The following is a 13,767-nucleotide window of genomic DNA, read 5'->3' as shown; positions in this document are numbered from 1 at the left end:
TAATAGGCTCGCTGAAGACTTACCTTCAGGACTCACATTTGCCTTAGTTTACGGCGGCGCAAAAAAGGTCCTAGATTCATCAGTACGGCCAGAGCAATATACACAGTCAACCCCAATGTCGCCGCAAGCCACTCATTCCATTGATATTCCGTCACGATATAAGGTTTGCCAAGATACAGCAGTATGCCTATGGTCAGATATCCCGTTACTTTGCCGATCGGGTAATCGATCGGGTAATAATGCCGTCCTAAAAGCCATGAAATAAAAACCATAAATGCATAACAAGCCAGCGTCGCCCAGGCTGATCCTTCGTAGCCCCATAGCGGTATCCACCAGAAATTCAATGCGGCAGTCAACCCTGCTCCCGCTATTGAAACCCAGGCGCCAAGACCGGTCCGGTCGGTCAGTTTGTACCAGATCGACAGATTGACGTAAATACCCAGAAACAGGTTGGCAATCAGCAGGATGGGAACGACCTTTAGACCCTCTCTGAACGGTTCGCCGATAAAATATTTGAATAAGCCGATATACAAGGTAACGACCAGAAATATAAAAACGCCAAACAGGACGAAGAAGTTCATTACCATCGCATAAGCGCGCTTGGCATCGGCGCGTCCTGCCATATTGAAGAAAAAGGGTTCACCGGCATAGCGAAATGCTTGAACGAACAAGGTCATTAGTATGGACAGTTTATAACACGCGCCGTATATGCCCAGCATCTGCAGATTAGTGTCAAGATCATAGGGCAGCATGTATTTCAAAATGGCGCGATCCAGCATTTCATTGACCATGCCGGCAAAACCGATGATGATCATAGGCAGCGAATAGGACAGCAGCGTGCGCATGAACCGCCTGTCCATATAAAACCGGATCCCCTTGAATTGGGGGTAGAGCAGTGCGAGTTTAATTCCGCTGGCCACGAGGTTGGCCAGAAAAATATAGCCCACGCCTATGGCCGGGTCGTACCATTTGGCGATTAATGAGTCTGGCCATAGCGTTTGGATTTTTGGGCAAGCCAGTAGAAAAAAGAGATTTAAACCGATAGTCAGTAAAATTTCAGTCATTTTAATGCCGGCAAAACGCCAGGCGCGGTTTTCGGCGCGCAAACGCGCAAAGGGAAGGGCTGTGATGGCATCCAGGGCCAGAATCAGCGAAAACCAGATCAGATATTCAGGATGCTGGGGATAATGCAGCCACTCGGCTGCTGGTGTCTTGATATAAGCCATCAGGGCGACAAACAAAATATTGATCGTGACTAAAAAGCATAACGCGTTGGTATATACTTCATTAGCGTCCAATCCTTCCTGTTTTCGAAATCGAAAATAACCGGTTTCAAGTCCGCTGGTCAGGACGACCGCAAAAAAACCGGCATAGGCATAAAATTCCGAAACCACGCCATATTCACCGGTTGAAAAGGTGTAGGTATAAAGCGGTACCAGCAGATAGTTGAGAAATCGGCCCAGGATGCTGCTTAGGCCATAAATTGCGGTTTGGGAAATAAGTTGTCGTAAAGGATTCAATGCGTTTATCCGAGTTGTGTTTAGCGATTATTGTAGGCACTCTGCCCGGGATAAGCCAAAAGTTAATCCGTTTTGTAATTCAATTGAAGAATCATTGGTCAACATGAGTGAACTCGTAGTAGAAAAGATTTCTGAACCCCTTTCTCTTGACGAATGGACCTCAGTGCTTTGCGATAGAGACATGCCGATTTTTTCCAGTACCGCATTCAGTATCGATGCCATTCTGAGAGATGATAAAAAAGGTGCGATGGATTTGGCGAATGTCATTCTTCATGATCCTAATCTGACTGCCAAATTGCTTAAAATGAGCAACAGCAGTTACTACAATGTCAGCCGCCAAAAAATGGTGACGGTCTCACGGGCTATTATCGTCTTGGGTTCGGAGTTGATCAGAGAACTGACCTTGGCGTGCTCTTTTTTTGAGGCTATTTTACCTGCGGCGAACCGGGAGCGCGCAAATCAAGAAATTGCCAGGGCAGTTCATGCCGCGGTACAGGCAAAATCACTGGCCTTGTCGGTGAATGATCCTTCGCCGGAGGAGGTTTTTATTGCTGCGCTGCTGCACCAAATTGGTAATGTTGCGTTCTGGTGTTTCAGCGGCAAGCAGGGTGAGCGTTTATTGAGCCTGATAAATAAGGAAAATTGTACGATCGAGGAGGCGGAAAAGCAGGTGTTGGGTTTTAAGCTGACTGATCTTGCCGTATCGCTCTGTAAAACCTGGAAGCTGGGTGGTTTGATTGAAGAATCGGTCAAAAAAGGCAGGCAAGCGAATCCTCGAGTCAATCTGGTTAATTTGGGGTATGTGATTACGGATGCTCTTAAGGAAGGTCCGCAAAGTAAGCAATATGTCGAATGCGTCGATAAAATCAGTAAGTTAACCGGTACATCCAAGCAGTCCGCAGAGGCGCTAATGGTTCAAAATACCGATACTGCAATTAACATCGCTAAACAATTTGGCGCAGTTACCGCCTCCAGGTTAATCAATAAAGAAGAGTTTCAATCGGTAGAGGAAGAATCAAAGGTGCCGGATGAAGATAAAAAATTGGTTCAAATTCAGATACTTCAGGAAATTACAGGCATTATGAGCGGCAAAATTGATATTAATTTGCTGTTTGAAATGGTCATGGAAGGGATTCAGCGGGGCTTGGGAATGGATCGAGCCCTTTTTGCACTTTTGGCTCAGGACAAGAAGTCAATGAAAGAGAAGCTTTCATTAGGGTGGCGCAAAGAGTATTACGATCAGAAAATAATTTTCAGTATTTCACAATCACCCCTCAATATTTTTAGCCAGGCACTACGGAACCCTCAAGGATTAATGGTAAGTGGGGCATCCGATGGGGTCTTGTTTACCGATGCTGATAAGCGGGTCATTGGCCAGCATGATTGCTTTCTGATGCCGGTTTGTTCAGGCGAACAACCGATAGGCTTGATTTATTCGGACCGGTCATTTTCACAGCAACCGTTCACTGACGATGACTTTAACGGCTTTAAGCATTTTGTACAACAAGCCAATATAGGCTTGGCCATGTACCGGATGCAAGGCAAAAAATGAGTCAACTACATCAAGTGGAAAGCCAGTCTTTGTAAATCAACATAGAATCCATGAAAAAGCTGCAATCAGGCCGAAACAGAGTAGGCGAAAGCCCACTCTTTTCAGGTGCAATTGATTTTTCTAAAATCAAGCGTTGGCAGAAGACGGACAGGATTTTTTTTGTAGGCCTTTAGGTAAGGAAAAGACTACTTTTTCCTCAATTCCCTTGTTTTCGATAATAGTCTCGCCACCCCAGATCTTCAGTTGATTAATCACCTCCTGAACCAGTACTTCCGGTGCCGATGCCCCGGCAGTTACACCCACCGCATCAATTCCCTCAAACCAGTCTTTCTGCATGTCTTCGGCTGTATCAATCAGATAAGCCGGTTTGCCCAATTGTTCAGCAATTTCACGCAAACGGTTAGAGTTAGAGCTATTGGGCGATCCGACAACCAGGATTAGGTCAGTTTTTGATGCGAGATCATAGACGGCATCCTGACGATTTTGGGTTGCATAGCAGATATCGTCTTTTTTCTGCTCCTGGATTGAGGTGAATCTGGCGCGCAAAGCATCCACCATGATTTTTGTGTCGGTCATGGATAACGTTGTTTGAGTCACATAAGCCAGATTGTCCGGATTATTGACTTTGAGATTGGCGACGTCATCGGGCGTTTCTACCAGATAAATGCCGCCGTTTTCGGTGCATTTTTCATATTGCCCCATAGTGCCTTCAACCTCAGGATGTCCTGCGTGGCCGATCAGGATGACTTCCCGGTCTTGTTTGGCGTGTTTGGCGACTTGTAAATGGACTTTGGTGACCAGCGGACAGGTAGCATCGAACACGGTCAGATTACGTTCTTCCGCTTTCTTTTGTACCTCTTTGGAAACGCCGTGTGCGCTAAAGATCAAGTATGATTCGACAGGTACATCATTTAAATCTTCAATAAAAATCGCGCCTTTTTCTTTTAGTCCGTCAACTACTGTTCGGTTGTGTACGACTTCATGGCGGACATAGATAGGAGCGCCGAATGTCTCAAGCGCTTGATCAACAATTTCAATGGCGCGGTCAACGCCGGCACAGAAGCCACGGGGATTTGCGAGTACTATTTGCATATCTTGACTAAAAAAGTAGGTTAAGGTGGTTTTATTCTAACTCAACTCTGTTTCCGAGACGATAATTCCATCACTATCAGCGTATAAAAAATAATCTTTTTTAAATTGAACCCCGGCAAAAGTCACCACAGTATCAAGATTACCCAAGCCTTTCTTGGGGCTTTTTAGCGGATGCGAATGCAAGGCGCGAATCCCGATTGGTATGGCATTGATAACTGCCGAATCACGTATGCAGCCATAAACGACAAGACCTTGCCAGCCATTTTCGAAGGCTAGAAGGGCCAGTTCTCCGTCGATCAAAGCGCAGCGATGCGATCCGCCGCCGTCAATCACTAAAACCCTGTGATTGACCTTTGCCGAAAGAGCAGTTCTAACCAGCGCATTATCCTCAAAAACCTTGATTGTGGTGATTTGCCCGGAAAATGCCAACGAGGCTCCAAATAGCTTGAAAATAGGTTCAGCTATTTGAAGGTGAGCCTTGTCTGTGTATGTGTCACAGAGTCTGGCGGTTGCAAAAGTCATACGCAATACCTTGATGAGAATAATATGAATCTGCTTGCCAACAGCAGACAGCAGCATGGCGGCGGGCGGGTCCACATTCAGATAATAAGACTCAACCGGCGCTATATGCTTGTTATCATATCAGATACGCAAATTAATATGACCGTGTAAGACACTTGAACTGCAATTTCCGGTTTACACTTCTATTGTGGCTTTGAGATTTGGTATCAGCCAATGAGGGCTTATCGGGGCAATCCCCCTTGAGCCAGCAATTCTCAATTTGAAGGGGAAAAAGGGCAGGGGGAAACTTTTTGAGGGTGTCGGCAGCAGGGATGCTGCTGTAAAGCCCCATGGAAGGGTTTAAGGCCTTCCTCTAAAGGCTTTTCCCTGCCCAAAATGATGTGGAAAAGATCAAGCTGAGAATTGCTGCCCTTGAGCACAAAATCATGTACCCTTATCTTCCGTGGTACAATTTGGGCTCATAAAAAATAACCCATAAGGTTTTCGCCATGCGATTAAATAAATTAGCTGTATTTGCTCTAACATTCTTATCATTTTCTGCGGTCGCGGAAGTTCAGTTGACTCAAGCGGATATTCTGGGCGTTTGGCAAATAGACAAAGAATCACGCAATAGCGACGGTAGTAAGGCTAGAGGTTTGAGTACCACCTGGGAATTTAAAAAGGACGGCACTCTGGAAGGTAATTCTCACGATGCAGACGCCAGTGCTCGTGTAGAAAAGATGCGGGCAGTGGTTAGCTATTCAATTGAGGACGGTAAATTGGTCAAACAAGCAGCGCCGGGCCGTTCAAAAATGGAAACGTGCACTGCTGTCGAGAAAGAGAACGATAAGATGGTACTTAAATGCCAATCCATTTATTTTTTCATGACCAAAAAATAAATTACGAATGTTCTATTGATTTTTTAGGCGACGGCATTCAGGATTTTGCCGTTGTCACCGATCAAAACAACAATCCTGTTTAACCCCTTTAACATTAGACCCCTTTCGATTACCCCCTTCTGATTTGTTTGTAACTCTCGTTTCAATTTGCACAACAGTTTATCCATTATCCATAGAAGCAATAAATGTCGGTCCTGACAGTATGGCTTGGCTCTGTCAGTTCTCATAAGACAATTTTGTCAGCTAGTATCAAAGTTTTAAACGCTTATTTTTTCTCTCAAAGCAGTATTGATTTACTCAACACAAACCCTCAAGTCTGCTTATCAATGACTTAGAATTCTTAAATAGCGTGGCGTTTATAATGAAAAATCATTAAAAACAGGGTGTTATCCCCCCCATCATAAAAAATTCAGCACATCCCTTAACACAAGGTCCACTTCATTTCAAAAATGGTTGGTATGAAATATGCCTTACGCCAAGTGTGACTATTTAACAGAATTCACTGAATTTTCCTCTTAGCATATTAATCAAGAGAGTGTCATTACCCACTTTCTTGAAAGCAAACAAACTTTTACTCTTTTGAAAAGGAATTTAATATTATGATAAATAAGGTATTTTTTATGAAAAATCAGACGTTTAACCGTTCGCTTCTTGCTGCTTCAGTTTCAGCGCTAATGACATTTAGTCAATCAGGATTTGCTGCGACAGGCACTGTGGTTGCTCAATGGAATGAAGCCGCTCTCGAAGCGATTCGTGTCACCCATCCAGGACCACCTATTGTTGCCAGGGCTCTGGCTATTGTCGATACTTGCATGTTCGATGCCTGGGCAGCCTATGACGCCAAGGCGAAGGGTACTCGTTATGGTAAAAATTTGCGCCGCCCTGGAAATGAAAGGACTCAAGCCAACAAAGAAAAAGCGATCAGTTTTGCTGCACATGAATGCTTGTCCGATCTGTTTCCAACAGAAATAACGAGTTTCAATGCATTGATGACTGACCTTGGTTATGATCCTAACGACAACACCCTTGATGTAAAGCAGCCTTCGGGTATTGGCAATATTGCTGCCAAGGCGGTATTGAATTTCCGGCACCATGATGGCTCCAATCAGCTCGGCGATCTCCACGCAGGTGCTTATAGCGATTACAGCGGTTATACGCCGGTCAATTCTCCGGATTCCATAGTCGATCCCAATCATTGGCAGCCACTTCAAATCGGCTCAACTGAACAGCAATTTATAACACCCCATTGGGGTAAGGTCGTACCCTACGCGTTAAAATCAGGTAAACAGTTCCGAAAAATGACACCGCCGCCTGCTGATTACAATACTGAGCCTGAGCGTTATGAGATTCAGGCTCAACAGGTTTTGGAATACAGCGCGCATTTGACGGATGAGAAAAAAGTGATTGCAGAATATTGGGCGGATGGTCCTCATTCTGAGTTGCCTCCGGGCCATTGGGCATTATTTGCGGCCTATGTTTCTGAGCGCGATCATCATACGGTGGATCAAGACGTTAAGATGTTCTTTGCCTTGTCCAACGCCATTTTTGATGCAAGTATTGCCAGTTGGGATGCCAAACGCTATTACGATTATGTCAGACCGGTTACCGCAATCAATTTTCTATATGCCGGAAAAACAATCGAATCCTGGCAGGGTCTCATTGATGGCGCAGATTGGAAGCCCTATCAGGCTGCGTCAGTCGTGACGCCTCCGTTTCCGGAGTACTATTCAGGACATAGTATTTTCAGTGCTGCGGGAGCTGAAACACTCAAGCTATTTACCCAAAGTGATTATTTTGGTTTTAGTACTACCGTGCAAGCAGGCTCTTCAGCGGTGGAGCCCGGCTCAGTACCCGCGAACGATACCGTTCTTTATTGGGCAACCTTTTCGGATGCGGCTGATGATGCGGGTATTTCAAGGCGTTACGGCGGAATACATTTTATCGATGGCGATCTGATAAGCCGGAAAATTGGACGGCTGATCGGTCAGCAAGCTTGGGATAAATCAGTTCAATACTTTAATGATGGAAAAAAACCTCATCATTCCCATTAAAACGCTTTAACTTACTGTTTCAGGATAGAGGATAAAAGCTGATCACTTTTTTCTTCTATCCTTTCTTGTTAAGGGTTATTTAACTCTTTCTCACGCTTCAAATATACCTTGCCAGTAAGCCTTTGTCCGACTTGATGCCGGGCAAGGGGATTCTGACTTCGTAACCCCCGCCCGATGCTTCCAGCATCGGTCTGCCATGAAGATCTTCCATTTTTTCTATCACGATGTCGCGATTGCCTTCGGGCAAAATCAGTTCTAATCTGTCCCCGACCGAGAATTTGTTTTTTACGTCGATTTCAGCCAGTCCGCTGTTGGGGTCGAAATTTCTTATTTCTCCGCAGAATTGTTGCTGATGACTTTTTGAATAGCCGTTGATGTAGTTTTGGTGCTCATGGGTGTGATGGCGTTGGTAGAAACCGTCCGTGTAGCCTCTGCTGGCAAGGTTTTCCAGAACCCCCAGTAATTGGGGATTGAAAGGGCGATCAGCCAATGCATCGTCTATCGCCTGGCGATAGGTTTGGGCGGTGCGGGCTACGTAATAGTGAGATTTGGTCCGGCCTTCAATTTTCAGGCTGTCGACACCGATTTCAACCAACCGCTGGATGTGTTCGATGGCGCGAAGATCTTTGGAATTCATGATATACGTGCCATTTTCATCTTCCATGATGGGGAGTAGTTCCCCTTTTCTGCCTTCTTCTTCCAGAAAATAAATATTATCGGCCAAAGGATGCCGTTCCGCGCCACCACAGCTAGCCGTGCTGATATCCTCCATCGATAAAGCGCCGCCATCCGGCACATAATCACCCTCGGCATTTTCATGGGCGGGTAAGGTGTCGTATTTCCAGCGGCAGGAATTCGTGCAGGTGCCTTGATTCGGGTCTCTATGATTGAAATATCCGGAGAGCAGGCAGCGGCCGGAATAGGCGATACACAATGCGCCGTGAACGAAGACTTCCAGTTCCATATCCGGGCATTCCTGACGGATTTCTGCAATTTCATCCAATGATAACTCACGGGAAAGGATGACTCTTTCTATGCCGATGCTTTTCCAGAATTTGACCGAGGCATAATTGACGGTGTTGGCTTGCACCGACAAATGAACCGGCATGTCAGGCCAGGTTTCGCGAACCATCATGATCAATCCCGGATCGGCCATGATCAGCGCGTCGGGTTGCATGGCAATGATAGGCGTCAGGTCCTTGATAAAGGTTTTGACTTTGCTGTTATGTGGAATAACATTGGTAGCTAGAAAGAACTTTTTGCCCAACTGATGCGCTTCGGCGATGCCTGTCGCCAGATTATCCTCCAGAAAATCGTTATTACGAACTCGCAGGCTGTAACGGGGCTGGCCTGCGTAAACCGCATCCGCGCCGTACGCAAAAGCATAGCGCATGTTTTTTAAGGTTCCTGCAGGAGAAAGCAATTCAACGTGTTTCATGATCGTGGTATGGTTTGCCGATGCGGTTATCGGTTAAAAAAACGCCTATCTTAACACTTTTGTGGTTTTACGGAAAATAACCGTTTATATTCAATGATATGGCTTATCGGGGGCAAGTATGATAGCGGCATTGTTTTTCATTTTTATCGCGATAGTTCTGATCATGGCCAGTCTGATTGTGTTGCTCAGACCCGTCAAGACTGCAAAACCTACTTCCTCAAATGATAAATCCGAACACCAAGCGGGTGATGATCAGCGGTGAACCACACGCAAAGAGAAAGTAACCGGTCCTTCGTTGATCAGCGACACTTGCATATCGGCACCAAATTCACCAAAAGCCACCGGGTTATGGGTCTTTAATGCCAGGGTTTGCAGGTATTCAAATAACTGCCTGCCTTTTTCAGGTGCGGCTGCCGGTGTGAAGCTTGGACGATTGCCGCTGTTGGTGTCGGCTGCCAGCGTGAATTGTGGAACCAACAATAAGCCGCCCCCGATGTCCCGTAAACTCAGATTCATTTTGCCGTCTGAATCGGCAAAGATCCGATAATTAAGTATTCTTTCAAGCAAGCGCCGGGCTTCCTGTTCGGTGTCGTCTTTTTCAACCGCGATAAGCGCTAAAATGCCTTGGTCAATTTGACCGGTAATGTTGTGGTCGACAGTCACTTTAGCTGTACTGACGCGTTGGATAATGGTTAGCATAAAAAGGAAATGTAACGAATGATAAATATAAAATGTATTGCCCTCTTTCGAAAGCTGCCCAAAGGACATTATACAAATAGGGCCGCGAAGGTTTTACTGATTTTAGTAAGCTTGACCGCTTGTCCGGCACATGCGGAAATTTATGAATGGCGTGATGAACAAGGTCAGGCTCATTTTTCCGATAAAAAAACAGAGCGGGCCAGACCTGTCGACATAAGCCCCGGCATTGCTTTTTATCATGTCGCTAAAGTATTTGATGGGGATACGATCTTGCTGGCCGATGGTCGCAAGGTCAGGCTGTTGGGTATTAATACGCCGGAAGTTGCCCATAGAAATCAAGAGGCCGAGGCCGGCGGAGTTGCGGCTAAAAGCTGGTTAACAACGCAATTGCTGAATAAGCGGATTCGCCTGGTCATGGATGTAGAATCACATGATGCTTATGACCGGGTGCTGGCGCATGTGTTTACCGAGGATCACCGTCATATCAATGCCGAGCTTGTTGAGCAGGGCTTTGCTGCTGTGGTGATCCATCCGCCTAATTTGGAGTTTCTGGATGCTTTGCTTGCCGCACAGGAAAAGGCTGAAAAAAGCCGTCTGGGCATTTGGAGTTTGACGGAGTATGAAGCAAAGCCTGCAGCTACTTTGAACCGCGCCAACTACCGAGGCTGGCAACGCGTTCAAGGTCAGGTCGAGTCTATCCGATGGAGCAAAAAATACGTTTATGTGAACTTGACGCCTCAAGTGGACATAAGGATAGAGCGCAAGCAGTTGGGATTGTTTGCTGATTTAGCCGGTTTACGAGGAAAAACGATAGAAGCGCGCGGCTGGATTAACCGGCGCAAAGATCATTATTCAATGTTGGTCAGACACCCCAGTAGCATCAAGATGCAGTGAACGTAAGACGTTTTGCTATTGATGTTCAAGGTAATAACAGCGCGTCAGGCATAAAAAATTCATTAATCAGCATTTGCCGGTGACGGATGCTGTAGATGGTTCTTCTGCCCCAAACGGATTGGTCGATGTGAGCGGTTTCTCTGGCGGCCTCGGTCCATACAGACGATTCCGCTTCAGTGAAATCCATTTCCAGCCGCTGCAGTTTGGGATAAGAAAAAATAACTTCCCCCAGTGGGCGGTTGCCTAAATGTGCCAGATTCCTTCGGGCAGCTCGCAGTGTTCGTTCCGGAATAAGGGTTCGAGCCAGAATCAGCGGCTTGCCGTTGCAGTGCAGCAAAACTTCGCGGGTTAGCGCATAACGCTGAGCAGGCGCTTTGAGCATGCGGCTTTCACTGAGAAAAGGCGCTTGCCATTCTAGGAAAAGAATCTCGACTTTAACGCCATCACCATAATAACTGCGCAAACGCTGGGTGATTGAGCCGGGTTCATAAATCCAGGATTGCGCTGAGTCCGGCAGATTTTGATGTACGCCTTGCCGGGCCGCTATCCAGTGCGGTTCATGGGCAAGTAAAAAGCTTTTTGTAGGCAACGATTATACCTCTGCGTAATGTGTGGATTTTCCCATCCAGCGGTTGATCAAGGGACTTACCGCCTCAGGTGTTTCAGTTATCAATGAATCGGCAATTTGTTGCACATTATCCAGCAGATCGGTGTCTCTTGCCAGATCGGCCACTTTAAATTGCATTTGCCCGGTTTGCCGTGTGCCCATGACTTCGCCTGGGCCTCGTAATTCAAGATCTTTTTCGGCAATGACAAAGCCGTCGTTACTGTCACGCAAGACGCCTAAACGGTGTTTTGCCGTATCTGAGAGGGGTGATTGGTACATCAGTACGCAGTAGCTGGCATCTTGCCCCCTGCCCACGCGCCCCCGGAGTTGATGCAGTTGGGACAGGCCCAAACGTTCGGGGTTTTCAATAATCATCAGGCTGGCATTAGGCACATCCACGCCCACTTCAATCACAGTTGTGGCTACCAGTAAATCGTATTCGCCGTTTTTAAACGCCTTCATCACCGCATCTTTATCCGCTGACTTCATTCTGCCATGAACCAGCGAGACTTTTATCTCGGGCAGAGCCTCACTTAATTGCAGGTAGGTTTTTTCAGCCGCTTCGCATTGTAACAGTTCGGATTCTTCAATTAAGGTGCAAACCCAGTAAGCTTGGCGCTCATGAGCAACCCAACTGCTGATTCTGGCAATGACATCAGGTCTGCGTTCGGCAGGGATAACGCTGGTTGTTACCGGTTGGCGGCCGGGTGGAAGCTCGTCGATGATGGAAATATCCAAATCGGAGTAATTGAGCATGGCCAGTGTTCTTGGAATCGGGGTTGCCGTCATGACTAGCTGATGTGGGCGCTGATTTTCCAGGCCGCATTTGTCTCGAAGAGCCATGCGTTGATCAACACCGAAACGGTGTTGTTCATCGATAATGACCAGACCCAGCTTATGAAAATTAACCTGTTCCTGAAACAAGGCATGGGTGCCGATGATAATTCCGGCGCTTCCATCGTTGATCATTTGTAACGCTGATTTTCGGGCGCTACCGCGCATTTGGCCTGTTAAATAGACGATTGCGGTCTGGAAGCCTTGGAACCATCCGGTAAAATTGCGAAAGTGTTGCTCAGCAAGTAATTCAGTAGGTGCCATCACTGCGACCTGAAATCCTGATGACAGAGCCAGTAAGGCGGCGAAAGCCGAAACAATGGTCTTTCCCGAGCCCACATCACCTTGAACCAGACGCAGCATAGGATGCGCTTGTTTGCAGTCGGTTTCGATTTCAGTGATTACCCGTTGCTGGGCTGCGGTCAGCGTGAACGGTAAACTATTGAAAAAGTGGCGCCGGGTGCTTGTATCCAGGCTGAAGCGGGGGGCTTGCCAAGCTCTCGCCAGATGCCTGCTCAGTCTCAGGCTTAAATGGTGAGCAAGTAGCTCTTCGAAAGCCAGGCGTTTTAGTGCGGGAACTGATCCGTTGTACAAGGCTTGCACCGTGACGGATTCATCAGGCGCATGCAAGGTTTGAATGGCTTCCATCAAGCCTGGATAATTGAAGGATTTAAGCAGGGAAGGCGGCAACCAGTCATTTAACCATGACGGATTTTCCTGGCACAGGCTCAGCGCCTGTTTAATGGCTTTTCTCAGTGTGGATTGCCTCACGCCTTCGGTCAACGGGTAAACCGGAGTCAAACGGCTTTCTGTGATCAGTGCATCAGGCGAACTGATGACTGAATACTCGGGGTGAACCATTTCGAATCCGGCATAGCCGTAACGCGCCTCACCGAAGCAACCGATTGTGGTGCCGGGAGTCAGTTGTTTCAGTTGGCCGGCGCTGAAATGAAAGAAGCGCAGACTGATCATTCCGGTGCCATCGCCAATCTTGACAATCAAGCTTTTACGGCCCCGGCTGATCACATCGGTTAATGCTACCGTACCTTTGATCAGCGCAGAAACACCGGGTTTTAATGAGCCGATAGGGGATATGTGTGTGCGGTCTTCATAACGAAGCGGTAAATGGAAGATCAGATCCTGCAGGGTAAAAATACCCAGTTTTTCCAGTCTGGCGGCCGTATTGGCGCCGATGCCCGCCAATGAGACGACCGAACGATGGGCAGAGTCCGCGTGACTCATCGGCAGGAAATAAGATTTAGCTTAACAGGCAGGGTATTCTTGCGGCAGCATGTGCATGATTGCATCCATTTCCACTTCGGAACCTTTGGGTAGAGCGGCGACACCAATAGCGGCACGGGCAGGATAGGGCACGGAAAAATATTCGCCCATCACTTCATTAACGATAGGGAAATGGGAAAGATCGGTTAAGTAAACGTTGAGTTTTACAATGTCGGAAAGCTCCCCTCTGGCGGCCTGTGCAACAGCACGAAGATTACAGAAAACCTGATGAATCTGGGCTCTGATATCACCTTCGATTATTTCCATGGTTTCCGGAACCAGTGGAATCTGCCCGGATAGATAAACGGTGTTGTCGACTTTTATCGCTTGTGAATAAGTGCCGATAGCTTGCGGTGCTTGAAGGGTATGGATTATTTCTTTATTCATGGATAGTGGTTA

Annotated in this window: 13 protein-coding genes; 5 read left to right on the top strand and 8 right to left on the bottom strand. The window is 46.9% G+C overall.

The genetic code is table 11. The annotated features are described in order from the left end of the window. Positions 1-32: 32 nt before the first annotated feature. Positions 33-1,520 carry a lipopolysaccharide biosynthesis protein gene (locus Q7V32_RS11630; RefSeq protein WP_304897144.1) on the bottom strand — a complete coding sequence of 496 codons (1,488 nt, stop codon included), beginning with the start codon at positions 1,518-1,520 and terminating at the stop codon, positions 33-35. Between the two features lie 103 nt (positions 1,521-1,623). Between Q7V32_RS11630 and Q7V32_RS11625 the strand changes: the two genes are divergently transcribed. Further along, positions 1,624-3,072: an HDOD domain-containing protein gene (locus Q7V32_RS11625; protein WP_304897143.1), complete on the top strand. Its 1,449-nt coding sequence runs from the start codon at positions 1,624-1,626 to the stop codon at positions 3,070-3,072. A gap of 126 nt (positions 3,073-3,198) precedes the next feature. On the opposite strand, the gene ispH is transcribed toward Q7V32_RS11625, so the two are convergent. Both ispH and rraA read right to left on the bottom strand, forming a co-directional pair. Next, complete coding sequence (gene ispH / locus Q7V32_RS11620; protein WP_304897142.1) at positions 3,199-4,164, bottom strand: 4-hydroxy-3-methylbut-2-enyl diphosphate reductase; 966 nt, start codon at positions 4,162-4,164, stop codon at positions 3,199-3,201. Positions 4,165-4,200: 36 nt separating this feature from the next. Further along, positions 4,201-4,686 carry a ribonuclease E activity regulator RraA gene (gene rraA, locus Q7V32_RS11615; protein WP_304897241.1) on the bottom strand — a complete coding sequence of 162 codons (486 nt, stop codon included), beginning with the start codon at positions 4,684-4,686 and terminating at the stop codon, positions 4,201-4,203. 488 nt (positions 4,687-5,174) lie between these two features. Here rraA and Q7V32_RS11610 point away from each other — a divergent pair, with 488 nt between their 5' ends. Then, positions 5,175-5,564, top strand: coding sequence for a hypothetical protein (locus tag Q7V32_RS11610; protein WP_304897141.1), 390 nt, complete (start codon positions 5,175-5,177; stop codon positions 5,562-5,564). A 620-nt stretch (positions 5,565-6,184) separates the two neighbouring features. Continuing rightward, complete coding sequence (locus Q7V32_RS11605; protein ID WP_304897140.1) at positions 6,185-7,615, top strand: vanadium-dependent haloperoxidase; 1,431 nt, start codon at positions 6,185-6,187, stop codon at positions 7,613-7,615. A gap of 97 nt (positions 7,616-7,712) precedes the next feature. Here the strand turns inward: Q7V32_RS11605 and yegQ are convergent, their stop codons facing one another. After that, positions 7,713-9,053 (bottom strand): tRNA 5-hydroxyuridine modification protein YegQ, encoded by a 1,341-nt coding sequence (yegQ, locus tag Q7V32_RS11600; RefSeq protein ID WP_304897139.1) that lies wholly within the window; start codon positions 9,051-9,053, stop codon positions 7,713-7,715. Positions 9,054-9,171: 118 nt separating this feature from the next. Here yegQ and Q7V32_RS11595 point away from each other — a divergent pair, with 118 nt between their 5' ends. Further along, positions 9,172-9,315: a hypothetical protein gene (locus tag Q7V32_RS11595; protein WP_304897138.1), complete on the top strand. Its 144-nt coding sequence runs from the start codon at positions 9,172-9,174 to the stop codon at positions 9,313-9,315. Here the strand turns inward: Q7V32_RS11595 and dtd are convergent. Next, on the bottom strand, positions 9,306-9,752 hold the full coding sequence (dtd, locus tag Q7V32_RS11590; RefSeq protein ID WP_304897137.1) for a D-aminoacyl-tRNA deacylase: 447 nt from the start codon (positions 9,750-9,752) through the stop codon (positions 9,306-9,308). The genes Q7V32_RS11595 and dtd overlap by 10 nt on opposite strands. 18 nt (positions 9,753-9,770) lie before the next feature. Here dtd and Q7V32_RS11585 point away from each other — a divergent pair, with 18 nt between their 5' ends. Beyond that, the gene (locus tag Q7V32_RS11585) at positions 9,771-10,646 is read left to right on the top strand and encodes a thermonuclease family protein (protein ID WP_304897136.1); all 876 of its coding nucleotides are present in this window, start codon (positions 9,771-9,773) and stop codon (positions 10,644-10,646) included. Positions 10,647-10,671: 25 nt separating this feature from the next. Here Q7V32_RS11585 and Q7V32_RS11580 read toward each other — a convergent pair whose 3' ends face one another. Genes Q7V32_RS11580 through Q7V32_RS11570 form a run of 3 tightly spaced genes read right to left on the bottom strand, consistent with a single transcriptional unit; the run spans position 10,672 to position 13,755 of the window. Further along, a complete protein-coding gene (locus Q7V32_RS11580; RefSeq protein ID WP_304897135.1) occupies positions 10,672-11,235 on the bottom strand; it encodes a chorismate lyase in 564 nt (187 codons plus the stop codon). A gap of 3 nt (positions 11,236-11,238) precedes the next feature. Continuing rightward, on the bottom strand, positions 11,239-13,329 hold the full coding sequence (gene recG / locus Q7V32_RS11575) for an ATP-dependent DNA helicase RecG (protein ID WP_304897134.1): 2,091 nt from the start codon (positions 13,327-13,329) through the stop codon (positions 11,239-11,241). Between the two features lie 21 nt (positions 13,330-13,350). Continuing rightward, on the bottom strand, positions 13,351-13,755 hold the full coding sequence (locus Q7V32_RS11570; RefSeq protein WP_304897133.1) for a RidA family protein: 405 nt from the start codon (positions 13,753-13,755) through the stop codon (positions 13,351-13,353). Between the last annotated feature and the right edge of the window lie 12 nt (positions 13,756-13,767).

The sequence above is a fragment of the Methylicorpusculum sp. genome (assembly GCF_030651835.1).
Lineage (GTDB): Bacteria > Pseudomonadota > Gammaproteobacteria > Methylococcales > Methylomonadaceae > Methylicorpusculum.
Note: the sequence above shows the minus strand (reverse complement) of the source record. Positions and strands in the feature narration are given on the sequence as shown.